Source organism: Sandaracinobacteroides sp. A072, assembly GCF_052616365.1.
The window spans coordinates 129100-148170 of the sequence record NZ_JBQXGU010000001.1; the positions used below are offsets into that span (position 1 = coordinate 129100).

Below are 19071 nucleotides of genomic sequence, written 5' to 3' on the forward strand. Positions count from 1 at the left end.
GCTACTTCCTGTCCCACGCGATCCGGAGCGCTTCGAGCGCCTGGACCGAACCGCCGCGGAATCGCAGCGGCTGGTTCTCGACAAGGTGGAAGTGGCCGATCTTGCGCGCCCAGAGTTCGTAGAAGATCGCCATTTCCATGCGGGCGAGGTGGATGCCGAGGCAGGTGTGCACCCCGGAACCGAAGCCGGCGTGCCGGCAGTGCGGCCGGTCGAGCCGCACTTCGGCCGGGCAGCTGGTCAGCTTTTCGTCCCAGCCCACCATGTGGAGCGGCACGAGGACGGAATCGCCCGCATAGACCGTGACGCCGGCGATCTCGGTATCCTGCGTGATGTAGCGCGGCACCGAAACGAAGGTGTAGCGCCGCATCAGTTCCTCGACGATTGCGGGAATGGCGGCGGGGTCCTCGATCATGCGCGTGCGCAGCGCATCATCCTGCGCGAGGTGGCGCATGCCGAAGCTGAGGGCGTTCACCACCGTGTCGAGGCCAGCCAGGAACATCAGGAAGGCGATCGAGATCAGCTCCTCCTGAGTCAGCTTGCGGCCTTCGAAATCGGTTTGAAGAAGGGTCGAGATCAGGTCGTCCTGCGGCTCGGCCCGGCGCGTCTCGATCAGCTGGATGATGGAGCCGAGGATCTGCATGGTCAGCGCCTCGCGGCGCTGCTGGTCGACCTGGGCATCGAAATATTCGACCACGATGTTCCGGAAGGTGTCGAACTGGTCCAGCGGGAAGCCGAACATTTCCATGAACACCGAAACCGGGAAGCGCGATCCCAGCGCATCGACGAATTCGCATTCGCCATCCTCGATCACGGCGTCGATCAGCCGCTCGGCCCATTCGCGGATGCGCGGCTCCAGCGGGCGGATCGCCTTGCTTTCGAAATAGGGGCGCAGAAGCTGCCGATAGGGCCGGTGCTCGGGCGGATCGAGCGATTCCGGGATCATCTTAGGCTGGTTGGGGTTGGGCGGAATGGACAGAAACTTGCTGGAGAAACGGTCCGGGTGGCGCAGCACCTCGATCGCCGCGTCGGCCGTGGTGACCACCCAGTGGCCGCCGTTGGCCGTGGTCCAGAAGACCGGCGGCGCCTTTTCCTTCAGATCCCAATAGGCCTTGTGCACATCCTGTGCGATGGCGGGCTCAAGATAGAAATCGAACTCGTAGACCGGCGCGCGCGGCCGATCCTGCGTGGCAGACGTCATCGAATCATTTCCCCAACACTCCCGGGATTGGTTGTCCATAAGTAAACGGATGATTACAAGCTTAGTCAATGGCAGATTCGGACCCACGACCCGCACGCAGCGCCGAGCGCACGCAACGCAACGCCGAGCGCACGCGCGCCGCGATCCTGGCGGCCGCCCAGGAAGCCTTTTCGACGAAAGGCTATGCCGCTGCCGGAATCCGCGACATCACCGCCATGGCGGGCGTCAACCCGGCGCTCGTCAGCCGCTATTTCGGCTCGAAGGAGAAGCTCTATGAAGCAGCCCTTGCCGAGCTTCTGAACGCGGATGTCGTCACCGGCCTGCCGCGCGCGCGCTTCGGAGAGGGCGTGGTGCGGCTGCTGACGGCCGAGGCCGGCCGGCAACGCAACCCCCTGCCGATGATGATGCTGGCCAGCGCCGACCCGACGGCGCGGGCCATCACCGGGCGGCTGCTTGCCGCCCTGTTCCTGGAGCCGCTGGCCCGCTGGTATGGTGATGCGCGTGGTGCTGAAAAGGCGGCCTGCTTTTCCGTGATCGCGTCAGGCCTCACCGTCTATCGCGAGCTTTACCCCCTGCCCGAACTGGACACGGCGATGAGCACCGAGACGCGGGCCTGGCTGGTCGCGACCTTTCAGGCGCTGATCGATTGAGCGCCTGCTCAGCCGGCCTTCGAAACAGTTATTGCACTAGGTAACATATCTCTGCACAATCCCGCCATGGGATGGCTTGACAACAGGACCGCCCTCGTGACCGGCGGATCGCGCGGCATCGGGGCAGCAATCGTGCGGCGGCTGGCCGGGGAAGGGGCGCATGTCGTCTTTTCATGGCGCGCCGCCCAGGGGGAGGCGGACGCGCTTGTCGCCGAGATCGCCGATGCCGGCGGCAGGGCGGTCGCCGTTCGGGCTGACGTATCCACCCCGGATGGCATCGCCACGATGTTCGCGGCCTGCGATGCGGCGTTCGGTGGCGCGGACAAAGGCGCCCGGTCACTCGACATCCTCGTCAACAATGCCGGTGTCGGCAGCGAGGGGCAGGATGCCAGCCTGAAAGCCGGTTCAGCCGAACTGTTCGACCGAATGATGGCCGTCAACGCCCGTGGCCCCTATCTCGTTACGCAGGCGGCTCTTGACCGGCTCAGGGATGGCGGGCGGATAATCAACATCGGCTCGATTTCCGGCAAGGTCGCCCAGCCCTTCGCCGCCGGTTACGCCATGAGCAAGCGGGCGCTGCAGAGCCTGACCTTTTCCACGGCCGTGGACGTGGCGAAGCGGGGCATCACCTGCAATCTGGTGGCGCCAGGCGCCGTGGACACCGATTTCATCGCCGCGTTGCGGGCGCGCAAGGGCTTTGACGAGAATACCGCGCGCATGACGCCGATGGGAAGGATGGGCCGGCCGGACGACATCGCCGGGGCGGTGATGATGCTGTGCCGCGACGAAGCCGGCTGGGTTACGGGCAATGTCATAGAAGCAGCGGGTGGCGTGGCGCTCTGATGGCTCTGATTACTGAAAAGTTGCGCGCGATCATGGCGGTGGACCCGGCGAGGGCGGAAATCGAATTCGAGGGACGCGACTACAGCTGGGGCGAACTGTCAGCCGTGGTCGGCGCGATCGAGACGGCGCTCGAAGCCATGGGCCTGGCGCCCGAGGCGCGCGTGGGCGTCATGCTGCGCAACCGGCCCGGCCATGTCGCGGTGATCCTTGCGGTTCTGGCGACCGATCGCTGCCTCGTGACGCTGAACCCGATGCTGCCCGACGACAGGCTGTTCGACGACATCAGGGGCCTGGGCCTGCCGGTGGTGATTGCAGACGAGGGCGACATCGCCCGGCCCGGCATGGCGGATGCGCTGGCGGCATCGGGCAGCGCCGCGATCGTCATAGGCGCACGGCTGGAGGGCGCGCGCCTGCTGCCGGGGCACGAGCAGCCGAAGGGTCCGCCGGCCACCTCGCCCGGTGTCGCCATCGAAATGCTGACGAGCGGCACCACCGGCACGCCCAAGCGCGTGCCGCTGACGCGCGCCGCCTTCGACGCCAGCTTTGCCGGTTTCACGAAATATGAGCGCAAGCGCGACTATGCCGACAGGCCGCAGCTGCGCTCGGGCGTCACCATGGTCAACAACCCGCTGACCCACATCGGCGGCATCTATGGCCTGATCGGGGCCTTGATGGCCGGGCGCAAGATCTGCCTGATGGAAAAGTTCAGCGTGGCCGGCTGGGTCGATGCCGTCCGTCGCAACCGGCCGAAGGTGGCGGGCGCGGTGCCTTCGGCGGTGCGGATGCTGCTGGAAGCCGATGTGGACCCGGCCGATCTTTCGAGCCTGACGGCGATCATCAGCGGCACGGCCCCTCTTGCGCCGGAACTGGTCGACGCCTTTCTGGCCCGCTACGACATTCCGATCCTCTCCAACTATGGCGCCACCGAGTTCGCAGGCGCCATCGCCGGCTGGTCGCTCGACGATTTCCGTGCCCACTGGGCGGAAAAGCGCGGCGCGGCCGGGCGGGTGCACGCCAATGTGGCGGCGCGCGTGGTCGATCCGGAAACCGGAATCGAGCGCCCCCATGGCGAGGAGGGTGTGCTCGAACTGAAGGGTGACCAGCTTGGCGACGCCTATCGTCTGCAAGGCTCGCAGTGGCTGCGCACGACCGACCGGGCGGTGCTGGATTCCGATGGCTTCCTGTTCATTCGCGGCCGGGCCGACAATGCGATCATCCGCGGTGGTTTCAAGATCCACCCCGATGATGTGGTGGCGGCCCTGCACCAGCATCCCGCAATCCGCGAGGCGGCGGTGGTCGGCGTGGACGATGCGCGGCTGGGGGCGGTTCCGGCGGCGGCCATCATCCTGCGCGAAGGGGCCGAAGCGCCCGACATCGAGGCGCTGAAGGCCTTTCTGAAGCAGCGGCTGATCGCCTATCAGGTGCCGGTCCACATCCGTTTCGTGGCGGATTTTCCGCGCACCCCTTCGATGAAGCCATCCGCGCCCGGCCTGCGCGCGCTTTTCCGGGAGGATGCCGCTTGAGTGAATTTCAGGATGTGCGCGTCGTCGTGACCGGGGCCGGCCGCGGCCTGGGCCGGGGCATTGCCGAAACCTTCGCACGCGCGGGCGCCAGGGTCATGCTGGGCGCGCGGACGCTTGCCCCCGCCGAAGAGGCGGTCGCCGCCATCCGCGCCGCCGGCGGCGTGGCAAGGGCGGTGGAATGCGACGTGACGCGGCATGCCGACTGCACGGCCCTGATCGCCGCCACGGTCGAGGCCTATGGCGGCGTCGACGTGCTGATCCACTGCGCGGCGGATATCCCGCACGGCGGCCTTGGGTCTGTCAGCGACGAAAAGCTGGAAACCGGCCTTGCCAGCATCGCCAAGGCCGCCTGGTGGCTGCTCGACGCCGCGCGGCCGCACATGGCCAGAGCGCCCGGTGGCGGGCGTTTCATCGCCATCGGCTCTGTCAATGGGACTGTCAGCGTCGTTCCGGGCATGACGGCCTATGGCATGGCCAAGGCGGCGCTTCTGGCGTTTGTGCGCGGCGCCGCCATCGACGTGGTGGGCGACGGAATCACCGTCAACGCCATCCAGCCGGGCCTGATCGCCACCGACAATGCGCGCCGGGTGCTGGGGGAAGAGGGGCTGGCCGCCTATGGCGCGACCGTGCCTGCCGGCCGCGCCGGAACGCCGGCGGATATCGCCCATGCCTGCCTGTTCTTCGCGTCGCCCGCTGCCGGCTATGTCACCGGTGCGAGCCTGGTGATGGATGGCGGCGCTTCGCTGGCGCCGGGCAGCGGCGGGCGGGGGGATATCTTGCGCGATCGCCTGCGGGCGCAGGTGGAGGGCTGAGGGCCGATGATGCCGCAACAATTTCCCCTGGCGCGGCAGGGGGCCGGCCATGCACCCCTCAGGCGCCCCGGCTCCATAAGGCGCACCACCTCGATCGATAGCCACTGGCCGGACGGGCAGGGTGAGCCATGGGTCATGCAGGGCCGGGCGCGCGATTTCCTGACGCCCTTCGGTGATGCGCCGCCCGATGTGCTGGCAACCGGCCAGTTCCGCATCCTTGCCTCGCCGCGGCGTGAAATCCTTGCCATCAGCGCCGAGCCGGACCACCCGCACCTGCAGCAACTGGTCGGCGTTCGCGCCGGCGGCGCCAGCCGGGCCACGCTTGCCGAAAAACTGGGGGATGTGGCCGGCACGCCGCTCTACCAGCTGCTCGACGATTTTGCCGGCGCCAGCCTCGTGGCGGGCTGGATCTGGAGCCGCTGGACGGATGACTGGGCGACACGGGCGGCCAATGCGCAGGCCGCCAGCGCCAGCGCCGGGGGGCGGGGCAGCAGCATGGCGGACATCTGCACCGGCTTCGCGGCCGGGGCGAGCTCGCTTCTGCCGGACGGCGCCCCCGATACGGTGGGGCAATCCAGCGCCGAAGTCGGCCCGCTGGAGCATCCCGACGACCCGCTGGGCTGGCACCCCATGCCGTTCCAGCAGGGGCCGCAGAAGCGGCGGGCACGGCGAATCGATCTCTGGCGCGAAGGGGGTCTGATCAAGGTCGATGCCGGCTTCCAGGACAGCGGCAGCAACCCCGATGGCGGCCGAACGGCCGTTCATGAATATCGGGTCCATGCCGAAATCGACGCAGCAACCGGAATCCTCGTGGCGCTGCAGGCCCTGCCGCTGATCCTGCCCTATCGCGAATGCCCGGGCGCCGCTGTCAGGGCGACAAGGATGATCGGATCGAAAGTCGAGGATTTCCGGTCGCTTGTGCCGGAAGCCCTGGCCTCGGCCATGGGCTGCACGCACCTGAACGACGTGTTGCGCGGCCTGGCAGACGTGCCGCTACTGGCACGTCTGTTGCCGGAAAACCATGGCTGACGAGTTTTGACTGACCTGTCTTGTTTGTCTTGGTGCACATAGTTATACAAGTAGCACGAGGCGGCCAACTGCCCGGAGGGAGGACAATCTGATGACCAAATGCGCGACTTCTCGTGTCGTTGCCCGCATGCTGGGTGGCGTCGCTTTCACGGCCATGGCTCTATCGGGCGGCGCGGCATTCGCCCAGACCGCCCAGGGCGAACAGGTGCAGGATGCCATCGTCGTCATCGGCGTGACCAAGCAGGCCACCCTGCTGCAGGAAACGCCGATCGCCATCACCGCTCTTTCCGGTGACCAGCTGGAAACCCAGGGCGTGCGCCAGGTGGGCGAAATTGCCAATTTCACGCCGGGCTTCAACATCCGCGGCGCCGGCAACAACCCCACGGCCATCATCCTCGCCATGCGCGGCCAGGTGCAGGGCGACAACATCGCCTCGCTCGAGCCGTCTGTCGGCACCTATATCGATGATGTCTATGTCGCCCGTTCCTATGGCCTCAATGTCGACATGCTCGACATCAGCGATGTACAGGTGCTGAAAGGCCCGCAGGGCACGCTCTTCGGCCGCAACACTTCGGCCGGCGCGCTCGTCATCCGCACCAACGATCCCGTGTTCGACGAGATTTCCGGCAGCGTGAAGGCGACCTATGGCCGTTTCAACGAGTGGAACACCACGGGCATCATCAACCTCGGCCTGTCGGATACGGTCGCGATCCGCGGCGCGGTTTCCTATGGCGAGCGCGACAGCTTCGCGACGGACATCATCACCGGCCGCAAATATCAGGGCACCGAGACGCTGAACGCCCGCGTGAAGCTGGCCTGGAAGCCATCCGACACGCTGACCGTGACGCTTTCGGGTGAATGGTATGATGGCAAGGTGGAAGGTCCGCCAAGGCAGGGTCTGGCCCTGTTCCTGAACCCGTTCCTGTTCGGGCCCAGCCCCGAAGCGCAGGCGCAGGTCGCGGCCCTGCAGGGCATTGCCGATGCCCAGCTCGCAGCCTTCGCCGGCAATCCGGACCTCCTGTCCATCTCGCAGCCAGCCGCCCACCCCGGCGCGCCGGAAAAGGGCCTGTTCAACGACACCACGACCCAGACCTACATCGCCCGGGCCGAGCTGGAGACCGACTTCGGCCAGCTGAAGTGGATCACCGGCTACCGCCGGGTGAAATCCGACAACATCATCGATCTCGATGGCTTCGTCCTGCCGATTCACATGACGGCCGGCACGCAGGACCTGAAGCAGTTCTCGACCGAACTGCAGCTGACCGGCGCGGCGATGGATGACAGGCTGTCCTATGCGGCCGGCGTCACCTACCTGACGGAAAGCGGCACCGACCAGTCGCGGACGAACATCCTGAGCAACCCGGTCTGGTCCCGCTTCCTGGGCGAAATCGACAATGATTCGATCGGCGCCTATGTCCAGGCCAGCTACAACATCACCGAGGCACTGAGGGTCACCGGCGGTGTCCGCTACTCCATCGACGACAAGGGCATCACCGTCTACAACGGCAATGTGATGGGCTATGATGGCCCGCTCGTTTCCTGCAGCCCGGCAAGCGTATCGGTTGCCAACGACTGCGCCCGCAGCCGCAAGGACAGCTGGAACAACCTCTCCTACACCATCGGTCTAGACTACAAGATCACCGATGACGTGATGGTCTATGCCAAGCAGAGCCGCGGCTTCCGTGCCGGCGCGCAGCAGCTCCGCTCGCTGACGCTGGAGGATTCCGCACCGGCTGAGCCGGAAATCGTGAACGAGCAGGAAATTGGCCTCAAGACCAGCACCTGGGACAACCGGGTCCAGTTCAACATCGCCGGCTTCCACAACACCGTGGCCGATGCGCAGCGTTCGGTCATCCTGGCCGTGGGCGGGGTCAGCCAGACCGTGCTCGAAAACGCCGACATGGAAAACTGGGGCGTGGAAGCGGATGTCAACATCCGCGTGGCGCCGGGCCTCAACCTGTTCGCCAGCGGCTCGCTGGTCGACAGCAAGCACACAAAATATGATGGCTTCTCGGTGCTGAATGGCGTGCTGGTGCCTGAAGACAAGACGGATGCCCGCATTGGCGCCATTGCCGAAAAACAGTTCCTCGTCGGCATGAACTACGAGGGGAATGTGGGCTTCGGCACGCTGAAGGCCAATGTCACCTACTCCTGGCAGAGCGACATCAATCAGGATGGCAACACCATCGAGCGCTACACCCGCCCGCTGACCGAGGCCGGTGGTCTCGGCTTCACCCAGGCGCAGGCCGAAACGCTGCTCGACGTGACCACGACCAAGGCGCATGGCATTGCCAACGCCCGCCTTGGCCTCGCCTTCGGGCCCGAGGAAAATTACGAGATCGCCATCTGGGGCCGTAACGTGTTCAATGTGCGCCGCCCCAATTACACGCTGTTCCTGAACGGCCTGAACTATGTCGGCACCTCGTGGAACGACCCGGCGACCTATGGCGTGACCATCTCCGCGAGGTTCTGATCTCCCCGGTCAGGCCGGTCAGCCCGTGCGGGTTGCCCGGCATGGCTGAAAAGGAAAGGGGGGGAGGCCCGAAAGGCCTCTCCCCCTTTCTGCTGTTGCAAAAATGTCATGGCCCCCTGAATAACGGACCAGCATGTCTTGTGCATCCTGGGTGACCTAGTTAGACAACTCACCGCCGAGGGCGGACGCTTCCGCCATCAATGAGGAGAGTTGAAATCATGTATCGCGCGACTTCGCGCGGCGTCGCCCGTATTCTGGGCGGCGTTGCTACCTTTGCGATTGCAACTTCGGGCAGCGCCGCGCTCGCGCAGGCGGAAGAAGTGCATGACGCCATCATCGTCATCGGCGTGACCAAGCAGGCAACCGACCTGCAGGACACGCCCGTCACCATTACCGCCTTCTCCGGCGACCAGCTGGAAACCCAGGGCATCCGCCAGGTCGGCGAAATCGCCAAATTCACGCCGGGCTTCACCGTCCGCAGCGGCAGCAGCAACCCCGCCGCCATGAGCCTCGGCATGCGCGGCCAGGTGCAGAACGACATCATCGCCTCGCTCGAGCCGTCTGTCGGCACCTACATCGATGATGTCTATGTCGCCCGTTCCTACGGCCTCAATGTCGACATGCTCGATGTCGCCGACGTGCAGGTGCTGAAGGGCCCGCAGGGCACGCTGTTCGGCCGCAACACTTCGGCCGGCGCGCTCGTCATCCGCACCGGAAGCCCGGTGTTCGACGAGATTTCCGGCAGCGTGAAGGCGACCTATGGCCGCTTCAACGAGTGGAACACCACGGGTGTCCTCAACCTCGGCCTGTCCGACACGGTCGCGATCCGCGGCGCGGTTTCCTATGGCGAACGCGACAGCTTCGCCCGCGACATCAACACGGGCCGGAAATATCAGGGCACCGAAACGCTGAACGCCCGTGTGAAGCTGGCGTGGAAGCCGGCCGAGGCGCTGACCGTGACGCTTTCGGGTGAATGGTATGACGGCAAGATGGAAGGCCCGGCGCGTCAGGGCCAGGCGCTGTTCCTGAACCCGTTCCTCTTCGGGCCGAGCCCCGAAGCACAGGCGGGCGTCGCTTTCCTGCAGGCCGACGCCGACGCCAATCTGGCGGCCTTTGCCGGCAAGCCGGACAGCGTGGCCATCACGCCGCCCGCCGCCCACCCGGGCGCGCCGGAAAAGGGTCTGTTCAACGACATCAAGACCCAGACCTACATGGCGAAGTTCGAGCTGGAAACCGACTTCGGCCAGCTGATGTGGATCACCGGCCATCGCCGGGTGAAGGGTGACAATATCGTCGATCTCGACGGTTTCGCGATCCCGCTGCACATCACGGCCGGCACGCAGGACCTGAAGCAGTTCTCGACAGAACTGCAGCTGACCGGCGCGGCGCTGGACGACAGGCTCGCCTATGCGGCCGGCATCACCTACATGGCCGAGAACGGCACCGACCAGTCGCGGACGAACAATTTCGGCGGCGCTGTCTGGTCCCGCTTCCTGGGCGACATCGACAATGATTCCATCGGCGCCTATGCTCAGGCCAGCTATGACGTGACGGATGCGCTGCGGGTGACGGGTGGCCTGCGCTATTCCATCGACGACAAGGCCATTACCGTCTTCAATGGCGCCGTGATGGGCTATGACGGCCCGCTGGTCGCCTGTTCGCCGGCTTCTGTTCCGGTTTCCACCGGTTGCGAACGCAGCCGCAAGGACAGCTGGAACAACCTCTCCTACACCATCGGCCTCGACTACAAGATCAGCGAGGACGTGATGGTCTATGCCAAGCAGAGCCGCGGCTATCGCGCCGGCGCCCAGCAGCTTCGCTCCCTCACGCTGAACGACACGGCACCGGCCGCGCCCGAGATCGTGAACGAGCAGGAAATCGGCCTGAAGACCAGCCTGTGGAACAACAAGGTCCGCTTCAACATCGCCGGCTTCCACAACAAGGTGAAGGATGCGCAGCGTTCGGTCATCCTGGCCGTGGGCGGCACAAGCCAGACCGTGCTGGAAAATGCCGACGCCGAAAACTGGGGCGTGGAAGCGGACCTCAACATCCGTGTTGCCCCGGGCCTCGACCTGTTCGCCAGCGGCTCGCTGATCGACATGAACTACACCAAATATGACGGCTTTGGCGTCATCGGTGGCGTGCTGGTGCCCGACGACAAGCGGGACGCCCGCTTCGTCAGCATCGCCAAGGAACAGTTCGTGGTTGGCGCCAACTATACCGGCTACGTCGGTTTCGGCACGGTGAAGCTGAACGCCAGCTATGCCTGGCAGGGTGACATCGACCAGGATTACAACACGCTGGAACGCTACACGCGTCCGCTCAGCGAAGTCGGCGGCGGGGGCTTCACCCAGGCCCAGGCCGAGGCGCTGCTGAAGGCCACGACCGTCAAGGCGCATGGCATTGCCAACGCCCGCCTCGCGCTGGCCTTCGGGCCGGACGAAAATTACGAAATTGCGGTCTGGGGCCGGAACATCCTCGACACGCGGCGTCCGCTGATGAGCCTCTATGTCGGCGGACTGAACTATGTGGGTTCCGCATGGAACGATCCGGCGACCTACGGCCTGACCGTTTCGGCGAAGTTCTGAGTGATGCCGCAACCTGATGCCGGGCGCCCCGAATGGGGAGGAAGAACCTGGCCCATGGGTGGCGGATGAAATGGAGGGGGGGAGGCCGCGAGGCCTTCCCCCTTCTTTCTTGAGGGAGGGATGACATGGGCATGGTGACACAGGCGCGGCGCAATCTGACGCTGGGCCTTCTGGCGCTGGTTGCAGTCGTCAGCTACATCGACCGGCAGATCTTCACGCTGTTCCAGGATGACATCAAGGCCGAGCTTGGCCTGACGGACGGGCAACTCGGGCTGCTGACGGGCATGTCCTTTGCCCTTTTCTACACCTTCGCGGCCTTCCCCATCGCCCGCTACGCCGACCGGGGTGACAGGCGCCTGACGATTGCCGTCTGCGTCATTGTCTGGAGCGCGGCGACGGCGCTTTGCGGGCTGGCGCAGAATTTCTGGCAGATGGTGCTGGCCCGCATCGGCCTTGCATCGGGCGAGGCCGGGGCGGGGCCTGCTTCCAATTCGCTGCTGACGGAAATCTTCCCCGTCGAGCGGCGCACCATGGTGATTTCCACCATGCTGGCCGCCAATGCCGTCGGTCTTTCGGCCGGCCTTGCACTCGGCGGCTGGCTTTCGCAGTTCTTTGACTGGCGGCAGGTGTTCCTGATCCTCGGCCTGCCGGGGATCGCGCTGGGCGTCATCGTCTGGCTGGTCATCGCCGAGCCGCGCCGCGCGCGCGGCTCCGGCCCTGGCGGGGCCGTGCCGGCCGCGACGCCCGTCCCCATGGGGGAGGCACTCAGGACCATGGCGGGCAATGTGTCGCTGCGCTGGGTGGCGCTGATGCTCTCCACCGTGCCGCTTACCGGCTTTGCCCTGATCCTCTGGGGGGCATCCTTCTTTCAGCGCGTGCATGGCATGAGCAAGGCGGAAACCGGTTTCTGGCTGGGTGGCGCCATGGCGGCGGGCCTCGTGATCGGCAATCTTCTGGCCGGCTGGGTGAGCGACCGCTACGGCAAGGCGAACCCGCGCTTCAACGGCTGGTTTGCCGGGCTGGGGCTGCTTGCGGCCTTTCCCTTCGGTCTGGGTTTCGCGCTTTCGCCAGACCCTTATGTGGCGCTGGCCTGTTTCGTCGTCGTCAAGTTCATGATGACCCTGCATCTCGGGCCGATCATGAACCTCTGCTTCTCGCAGGTGCCGGTGACGATGCGGGCGACCATGTCGGCCAGCATCACCATGATCATGAGCCTCGCAGGCGTCGGGCTTGGCGGCACCATCGCCGGCTTCCTGAGCCAGATGTTCGCGGCCAGCCACGGCAGCAATTCCCTCCAGCCGGCGCTGGCCACCGTTTCCTTCGCGCTGCTGATCGGGGCGGTGGCGGCCATCATGGCCGGGCGCACCGCCAAGCCGCTGCCGGAAAAGGGCTGAGCAGGAACGGCTGAAAAAAACCGCCCCGCCGGGGGGGAAGACCGGCGGGGCAGTGCGGGAGAAAGCGGGGAAGCCGGGCGTCAGGCTGCGGCCAGCAATTCCGTGCGGCGGGCCTCGACCTTGGGCGCGAGGTTGGCGCGGCTGAATAGCCGGGCGGCATTGCCGCCCAGCACCGCCACCATTTCATCGGTGGTGACGTCCGGGTTGTCCGCCGCCATCCTGTCGACCACTTGCCGCGAGAAGGGGAAGGTGCCTTCCGCATGGGGGTAATCGGTGGCGAAGAGCAGCGCGCCGATGCCGACGCCCTTGCGGATCGCCATCGAGGAATTGCCGTCATTCTGCAGGGCGCAATGCACCTGGTCGCGCACGATCTGACTTGGCAACCGCGAGAGCTTTGGGCTGATCGAGGGCGCATGGCCGTTGTAGACTTCGTCCATCCGCTCGGCGAGGCCCCAGAGCCAGCCGGCGCTGTGTTCGGCAAAGAGGATGTGCGCATTGGGGTTGCGGTCGAGAACGCCGCCGGCCACGAGTTGGGTGATCACGTCCACCGCATCGTTCATCTGGCGGGTGTAGTTATAGAGCGCGCCGCCCGGGCCTTTCAGCGCCCGTATGTTGATGTCGCCGACGCCTGTGTGAAAGACGAGGGGGATGCCCATCTCGCCCGCGAAGGCGAAGATCGGATCCCAGCGCGGGTCATTGTAATTGTTGAGGCCTTCCCACAGGCAGAAGGCGGCAAAGCCCTTTCCGGCGGCGCGCCTGCATTCCGCCAGCGCGTCCTCGAAATCGATGCAGGGGATCATCGCCGCCGGGATCAGCCGGTCGCGGACGGGGGCGGTATAATCCCACACCCAGTCATTGTAGATGCGGCAGGCTTCGCGCTGGCCTTCGCGGTCAGCGATGCGGGGAAGCATCAGCCCGAGCGAGGGAAAGACCAGCTCGGCATCGACCCCGTCGCGGTCCATGTCAGCCAGCCGCAGGTCGAGGTCACGCGCGCCGCGGCGCTTGGTGTCCACCGCGCAGTCGGAGACGAAATTCTCCTTCGCGTCGGTGCAGGCGCGGTCTTCGGATGCGCCTGTGTTCGACTGGGCGTTGAACTCCGCGTCGCCGGTGCCGGTCTTGTGCTGGTGGAAATTGGTGTTGATCTTCAGCACGACCTGTTCGCCGATGCGGGTGATGCGCACATCGCCATCGGCTTCGCTGTGGATGACGTAAGGCTTCAGATGCGCCGGCATGGCTTTCAGGAAGAGATCCGGCGGCTCGGCGACATGGGCATCGCAACTGAACACGAAGGGGCGCTTGTTGTCGGTCATGGCTTCCTCTCTCCCGAAGCCTGCGAGTCGTGCAGGCCATGGAGAGAAGAATGCATAAAAAGCTATCTCTATTGTTTGACCAGAATCAAAAACAGCAGTATTGAGGTGGAAACTCTGCGTTAGAGTTATCTCTACCGGCTTCGCGGCAGGCCGTGGAGCGTTTCGGCGATGACGCTGCGCTGCACCTCGCTGGTGCCGCCGTAGATGGTTGCCTGCAGTCCCTTGCGCGCCTCGCTCTCGATGAGGGCCAGGGCCTCGATATCGCTGCCGAGGCTGTGCGGGGCGAAGCGCTCGACGAGTTCGGCGTTGCAGCTTGCCCAGCTTTCCGTGCCGAACAGCTTGCACATCGGCCCGAACCAGCGCTGCGAAACGCCCGCCTCGCCCGCCCATATGGCGCGCAGCGAAAGGCATTCCAGCAAAGCGACATGGGCATCGAAGCGGGCGAGCGACAGGCGGATCGCTGGTTCGTTTGCGGCCATGCCGGGCAGGGCCATGATGCGCGGAAGGTAGGCCTTCAGCGCTTCCTGCACGCCCCACATGGCGCCCAGATAATAGTCGCCCTGGTTGTGCTCCAGCGCCATGGTCGCGGCGAGAACCTTGGCGCCCTTGCCGGCTTCGCCCAGCAGATAGCGGTCTTCGATGGCGAAATCGGAATAATAGGTGATGTTCGTCCGCTCGCCGGCGAAGGTCTCGACCGGGGCGAGGTCGAAACCGTCGCCCAGCGGCGCGACGAACAGGGTCAGCCCGCCTTCGGCCTTGGTCAGCAGCAGGACATAATCGGCGATGTGGGCGCTGGTGGTGAACACCTTCTGCCCGTTCGCCACCCAGCGCGCGCCATCATGCGTGGCGCGGGTTTTCGCGCCGAAGACATCCGAACCGCCTGACGGTTCCGAAAGGCCGAGGCAGGCTAGCGCCTCGCCACGGGCCAGGCGCGGCAGGATCTCGGCCTTTGCCGCTTCGGTCCCGAACTGCATCAGCAGCTTGCCGATGGAATCGGAAACGACGAGCACGGAAATCGGCCAGCCGGCCTTGCCCAGCTCCCGGTGGACTGCCGAGGTCGCCATGGCGCTCGCGCCGGAGCCGCCCCATTCCACCGGCCAGTCGGGAAAGAGAAGGCCCGCTGCCGCCAGCTTGCGGTGGAGATCGGGGATATGATTGTCGAGCGAAGCGGCGAAGGCGCGCCTGTGCTGGCCCGTGAAATTCTCCGCAAGGAAATGGCGGGTGCGCGTATCCCATTCATCGGCCTCGGCATCCTGCGTGAAGGAGATGGAGACGGGCCCGGTGGGGGCCGGCCGCGGCGCCGGGGCGGTCAGGGCAAGGTCCGGGTCGCCCATGTCAAGAAGGGCGGCGCGCGCCGTCCTGTAGAGGGCGGGCAGGCTGGAATCCTCGCTGACCCCGTAGCCGCCGAAGGTGCGCATGGCGGCGCGGATCGCGGGAATGCAGGCGCGCGCGGCCCACCAGACCGCCTGCGCTTCGAGTGCGCCGGCATCCGGCAAGCCTTCGGCTCGGGCGGAAATCGCGCGCCAGATCAGAAGCCCTGTGCCATCAACCTCGGTCACGGCGTTGGCGAGCATGTGGGCAATGCCCTGATATTCGCCGATGGGCCGCCCGAACACGACCCGTTCGCAGGCATAGGCGGCGGCATCGTCGAGCGCGCGCCGGGCCATGCCGATGCAGGCCGCAGCGACAAGGATGCGCTCATCCCGGAAGGCGATGACGCCTTCCCGGCCCGCCGCCTCGGCGACGAGCGCCGCATCGAGAAGGCTGCCGCCTTCCTCCAGCAGCGTATCGACGCCAAGCCCGGCGAGAACGTCCTCCGCCTGCCGCTCTCCCCTGGAGGAGAGCGCGCCGGAGACGCTGTCGATCATGGCCTGCTGTTCGGATGCCAGATGCAGTTGAACCATGATCGACAGCCTTCATTCCAGCGCCCCGAAGGGCGCGTCATGCCGCCCGGGGGAGAGGGTCAGGCCGCGAGGCTGGCGCTCGTGTGCACTTCCGGCTCGATGCGGAAGAGGCGCGCGGCGTTCAGGCCCAGCACGTTGCGCCGGGTTTCCTCGCTGACATCGAGGCCCTCGAACAGTTCGTCCACGACGCGGCGGCTGATCGGGAAGGTGCCTTCGGCATGCGGATAATCCGAGCCCCACATCACGTTCTTCGCGCCCGGCAGCCCGGCATTGGCGGCCGCGATGCAGGCACGGTCGTGCTGGAAGCTGGCCCAGACCTGGTCGTCGATGATCTGGCTGCAGCTGCGCGACAGCTTGGGGAAGACGAAGTTCGCATGCGCTTCGGCCACTTCGTCCATACGCTCGGCAAGCGCCACCAGCCAGCTTGCGCCGCTTTCGATGAAGGCGACCCGCGCGCCGGGATTGCGGTCGAGCACGCCACCGGCCACCAGATACATCACGCTCTGCTGCGCGTCGGTCATCTGGTTGGTGTAGTTGATGATGCCGGCGCCCGGTCCGCGCTCGACCACCACGCTTTCGAGGCCGGTGCCGGTGTGCATCACGAAGACGATGCCGAGTTCCGCGCCCTTGGCGAAGACCGGGTCCCACTTTTCGCTGTTGTATTTCGGCAGGTTGGGCGGGGTCACGGCCGGGAGCATGGCGGCGGTGAAGCCCTTGCCGGCGAGATATTCCAGCTCGGCGATGGTGTTGGAGAAATCCAGCACCGGAAGCATGCCGCAGCGGACGAAGCGCTTGGGGTGGCTGCCGAGGAACTGGTCGTTCCAGTCATTGTAGAGGCGGGCCGAGGCAGCTTCGGCTTCGGCATCGTCGAGCGCGTAGAGCCACAGGCCGAGGCTGGGGAAGCAGATCTCGGAGTCGATGCCTTCCAGTTCCATGTCCTCGAGGCGGCCGGGGATTTCACGGATGCCGCGGCGCTCGTTGTCGCCCAGCGCCTTTTCGCGATGCTGGCCGACGCGCAGGCGATAGATGATCTTGTCCTCGGTTCCGGTGATCAGATACTCGCCTTCCTTGCGGGCATGGATAGCATGCTTCTTCAGGCTGGCGGGCAGCCCGTCGAGGAAGATGGAGGGCGGCTCCATGATGTGGCTGTCGGCACTGAAGATGAACGGTTTCATAGACTCTCTCCCGATTCGGAATTGCCGCAAAAGAATACCTAGTTATATAGGTCATCACAAGAGGCAGGCAGTGGCCCGCACGATGTCCGCGACAAGTTTGCACGCAAACAGCTATCTGTTAGAAGGGTGCCATGCAACATACGGATATGCAGCAGACAGGCATCCGGCAGACAGGGCGGAGCGAGACACTGGTGGCGCGCACGGCGCGCGCCCTGTCACGGCTCAGCCTCGAGCATGAGGATGGCGCCTTCCTGGGGGCGGAGGATGATCTCCTCGGCCGCCTCGGGGTCAGCCGCCCGACGCTGCGGCAGGCTGCCAAGATCGTCGAGAATGACCGGCTGCTGACCGTTCGCCGCGGCATCCGCGGCGGTTTCTATGCCAGCCGCCCGGATGCCGAGGACGCCATCCGCACGCTGGCACGCTACCTGCGGCTGAAGGGCGCAACCCTTGCCGACATCATGGTGGTGAGCCGGCGCGTCTCGGAAGAGGCGGCAACGCTGGCCTGTGGCAGCACGGACGAGAGCTTGCGTCTTGCGCTTGCCCGCTTCACCGCCGGGCTCGACGATGCCGACACGCCGGCTGCCCTGATCGCGGCCGAGGATGAGATGGCGCGGCTTGTCTCGCGGATGAGCGGCAACCCGGCCATCGAACTGGTGATGGCGATCGGCTTTTCTTTCGGCATGGAAGAACAGGGCATGGGCCTCTACAGGGACCCGGAGCAGCGTGCCCAGGCACGCAAGCTGCTGCGCGGGCTGTGCGACGCCATCCTCGACGGGGATGCGGAGGTGGCCCGGCTGATGATGCGCCGTCGCAGCGATGCGCTGGCGGACTGGATCAAGGACGCTATGCGGGGGAAATGATGGCTATCGTCAATTTCAGAGGGTTTGGCGGCATCCGGCTGGAAGCCGAGATTTCGGGCGATTCCCATGACCCCGCCATCCTGCTCGTGCATGGCGCCGGGCAGACGCGCGCCGTGTGGCAGGATGTGGCGGAAGCGCTGGTGCAGTCCGGGCGGCGGGTCGTGAACCTCGACCTGCGCGGCCATGGCGGCAGCGAATGGCCATCCGACGGGCGCTACGATCTCGAGGCGCATGTCGAGGATATGCGGGCAGTCCTTGCCCAGATGGGATCCCGGCCGGTGGTTGTCGCGGCGACGATGGGGGGCTGGATCGCCACGGCGGCGCTGGCGCGCGATGCCGCCAATCTCGCCGCGGCGCTGGTGCTGGTGGACATGCCGGTAAAGGCCGACCCGGACCTTGCCGGCGAGATTGCCGGGCGGCTGCGCCAGCGGCGTGCCGAAGGCCGCGAGACCTGGGACGAGCGGACGCTGGGCGCCTTTCCGCTGGAGGGTATGACCGACCTTCTGATGGAGGCAGCGCCGGGCCTTGCCCTGCCGACGCTGGTGGTGCGCGGCGGGATTTCCTGGATGCGGCAGTCCGCCCAGAGCGCCGCCTTCGATGCCGCCCTGCCCAATGCCGAAGTGGAAACGGTGGAGGATGCCGACCTGCTGGTCGTGACCGACCGGACGGAGGCCTTCCTCGGCCTGCTGCTCGATTTTCTCGACCGCAAGCAGCCGCGCGCCGCCAGCGAGTTCAGGGCGGGTTCCGATGCGCGCACCCTGCGCGATGCGATGGGCTGTTTCGCCACGGGCATCACCATCGTCACGGCGATCGGCCCTGATGGCGCGCCGGTTGGGCTTACGGCCAACAGCTTCACCTCGGTCTCGCTCGATCCGCCGCTGCTTCTGGTGTGCATCGCCAATGGGGCAGGATCGGCGCCGGTGCTGCAGACGGCGGAGCATTTCGGCGTGAACGTGCTGCAGATCGGCCAGCAACAGACATCGAACCGCTTTGCCGGCAAGGGGGAGGACCGTTTCGGCGCGACCCCCTGGGGGCCAGGGGAATCGCAGGTTCCGCTGCTGGATGGCTCCCTCGTCTCGTTCGAGTGCCGGCGTCATGCGGTGCATGAGGGGGGGGATCATTTCATCCTGGTGGGCGAAGTGCTGCGCGCGCAGTTCGAGCCGCGCCGCGATCCGCTGCTCTATTTCCGCGGAAAGTATCGCCGCCTGCATTTCGCCTGAACCGCGGGCGCGGCTGGAGACGCATCAGAGAGGCACTGGACAAGCGCTCAGCCCACTCCTATTGAACCTGGTTATATAACTTGGACGGGAGG

General features: G+C 65.9%; 14 protein-coding genes. 10 read left to right on the forward strand and 4 right to left on the reverse strand.

What is annotated here, in order from left to right:
• Position 1: 1 nt before the first annotated feature.
• Positions 2-1198 (reverse strand): cytochrome P450, encoded by a 1197-nt coding sequence (locus tag ACUJ46_RS00630; RefSeq protein ID WP_445388525.1) that lies wholly within the window; start codon positions 1196-1198, stop codon positions 2-4.
• Between the two features lie 68 nt (positions 1199-1266).
• Between ACUJ46_RS00630 and ACUJ46_RS00635 the strand changes: the two genes are divergently transcribed.
• The 8 genes from ACUJ46_RS00635 to ACUJ46_RS00670 all read left to right on the forward strand — a co-directional run bounded on the left by ACUJ46_RS00635 (position 1267) and on the right by ACUJ46_RS00670 (position 12510).
• Positions 1267-1848 (forward strand): TetR family transcriptional regulator, encoded by a 582-nt coding sequence (locus ACUJ46_RS00635; protein ID WP_445388526.1) that lies wholly within the window; start codon positions 1267-1269, stop codon positions 1846-1848.
• A 66-nt stretch (positions 1849-1914) separates the two neighbouring features.
• Positions 1915-2691, forward strand: coding sequence for an SDR family NAD(P)-dependent oxidoreductase (locus ACUJ46_RS00640; RefSeq protein WP_445388527.1), 777 nt, complete (start codon positions 1915-1917; stop codon positions 2689-2691).
• Entirely contained in the window at positions 2691-4214 is a 1524-nt protein-coding gene (locus ACUJ46_RS00645; RefSeq protein ID WP_445388528.1) for a class I adenylate-forming enzyme family protein, read from the forward strand. The genes ACUJ46_RS00640 and ACUJ46_RS00645 overlap by 1 nt, the downstream gene beginning before the upstream one ends.
• Positions 4211-5026, forward strand: a complete 816-nt coding sequence (locus tag ACUJ46_RS00650) for an SDR family NAD(P)-dependent oxidoreductase (protein ID WP_445388529.1) — start codon at positions 4211-4213, stop codon at positions 5024-5026. Before ACUJ46_RS00645 ends, ACUJ46_RS00650 begins: the two co-directional genes overlap by 4 nt.
• Positions 5027-5032: 6 nt before the next feature.
• A complete protein-coding gene (locus ACUJ46_RS00655; protein ID WP_445388530.1) occupies positions 5033-6055 on the forward strand; it encodes a DUF2889 domain-containing protein in 1023 nt (340 codons plus the stop codon).
• Between the two features lie 91 nt (positions 6056-6146).
• A complete protein-coding gene (locus ACUJ46_RS00660) occupies positions 6147-8528 on the forward strand; it encodes a TonB-dependent receptor (protein ID WP_445388531.1) in 2382 nt (793 codons plus the stop codon).
• Between the two features lie 218 nt (positions 8529-8746).
• Positions 8747-11116, forward strand: a complete 2370-nt coding sequence (locus ACUJ46_RS00665; RefSeq protein ID WP_445388532.1) for a TonB-dependent receptor — start codon at positions 8747-8749, stop codon at positions 11114-11116.
• 125 nt (positions 11117-11241) lie between these two features.
• A complete protein-coding gene (locus ACUJ46_RS00670) occupies positions 11242-12510 on the forward strand; it encodes a spinster family MFS transporter (RefSeq protein WP_445388533.1) in 1269 nt (422 codons plus the stop codon).
• A gap of 80 nt (positions 12511-12590) precedes the next feature.
• Here ACUJ46_RS00670 and ACUJ46_RS00675 read toward each other — a convergent pair whose 3' ends face one another.
• The 3 genes from ACUJ46_RS00675 to ACUJ46_RS00685 all read right to left on the reverse strand — a co-directional run bounded on the left by ACUJ46_RS00675 (position 12591) and on the right by ACUJ46_RS00685 (position 16899).
• A complete protein-coding gene (locus ACUJ46_RS00675) occupies positions 12591-13820 on the reverse strand; it encodes an amidohydrolase family protein (protein WP_445388534.1) in 1230 nt (409 codons plus the stop codon).
• A gap of 131 nt (positions 13821-13951) precedes the next feature.
• On the reverse strand, positions 13952-15724 hold the full coding sequence (locus ACUJ46_RS00680; RefSeq protein ID WP_445388535.1) for an acyl-CoA dehydrogenase family protein: 1773 nt from the start codon (positions 15722-15724) through the stop codon (positions 13952-13954).
• Between the two features lie 59 nt (positions 15725-15783).
• Positions 15784-16899 (reverse strand): amidohydrolase family protein, encoded by a 1116-nt coding sequence (locus ACUJ46_RS00685; protein ID WP_445388536.1) that lies wholly within the window; start codon positions 16897-16899, stop codon positions 15784-15786.
• A gap of 131 nt (positions 16900-17030) precedes the next feature.
• On the opposite strand from ACUJ46_RS00685, the gene ACUJ46_RS00690 reads away from it, so the two are divergent.
• Positions 17031-17759: a FadR/GntR family transcriptional regulator gene (locus ACUJ46_RS00690; RefSeq protein ID WP_445388537.1), complete on the forward strand. Its 729-nt coding sequence runs from the start codon at positions 17031-17033 to the stop codon at positions 17757-17759.
• A complete protein-coding gene (locus ACUJ46_RS00695) occupies positions 17756-18979 on the forward strand; it encodes an alpha/beta fold hydrolase (RefSeq protein WP_445388538.1) in 1224 nt (407 codons plus the stop codon). Before ACUJ46_RS00690 ends, ACUJ46_RS00695 begins: the two co-directional genes overlap by 4 nt.
• The last annotated feature ends 92 nt before the right edge of the window (positions 18980-19071 follow it).

Coding starts and splice junctions, on each gene's coding strand:
- ACUJ46_RS00630 (WP_445388525.1), bottom strand. CDS start 1,198: ATGACGTCTGCCACGCAGGATCGGCCGCGCGCGCCGGTCTACGAGTTC.
- ACUJ46_RS00635 (WP_445388526.1), top strand. CDS start 1,267: ATGGCAGATTCGGACCCACGACCCGCACGCAGCGCCGAGCGCACGCAA.
- ACUJ46_RS00640 (WP_445388527.1), top strand. CDS start 1,915: ATGGGATGGCTTGACAACAGGACCGCCCTCGTGACCGGCGGATCGCGC.
- ACUJ46_RS00645 (WP_445388528.1), top strand. CDS start 2,691: ATGGCTCTGATTACTGAAAAGTTGCGCGCGATCATGGCGGTGGACCCG.
- ACUJ46_RS00655 (WP_445388530.1), top strand. CDS start 5,033: ATGATGCCGCAACAATTTCCCCTGGCGCGGCAGGGGGCCGGCCATGCA.
- ACUJ46_RS00660 (WP_445388531.1), top strand. CDS start 6,147: ATGACCAAATGCGCGACTTCTCGTGTCGTTGCCCGCATGCTGGGTGGC.
- ACUJ46_RS00665 (WP_445388532.1), top strand. CDS start 8,747: ATGTATCGCGCGACTTCGCGCGGCGTCGCCCGTATTCTGGGCGGCGTT.
- ACUJ46_RS00670 (WP_445388533.1), top strand. CDS start 11,242: ATGGGCATGGTGACACAGGCGCGGCGCAATCTGACGCTGGGCCTTCTG.
- ACUJ46_RS00675 (WP_445388534.1), bottom strand. CDS start 13,820: ATGACCGACAACAAGCGCCCCTTCGTGTTCAGTTGCGATGCCCATGTC.
- ACUJ46_RS00680 (WP_445388535.1), bottom strand. CDS start 15,724: ATGGTTCAACTGCATCTGGCATCCGAACAGCAGGCCATGATCGACAGC.
- ACUJ46_RS00685 (WP_445388536.1), bottom strand. CDS start 16,899: ATGAAACCGTTCATCTTCAGTGCCGACAGCCACATCATGGAGCCGCCC.
- ACUJ46_RS00690 (WP_445388537.1), top strand. CDS start 17,031: ATGCAACATACGGATATGCAGCAGACAGGCATCCGGCAGACAGGGCGG.
- ACUJ46_RS00695 (WP_445388538.1), top strand. CDS start 17,756: ATGATGGCTATCGTCAATTTCAGAGGGTTTGGCGGCATCCGGCTGGAA.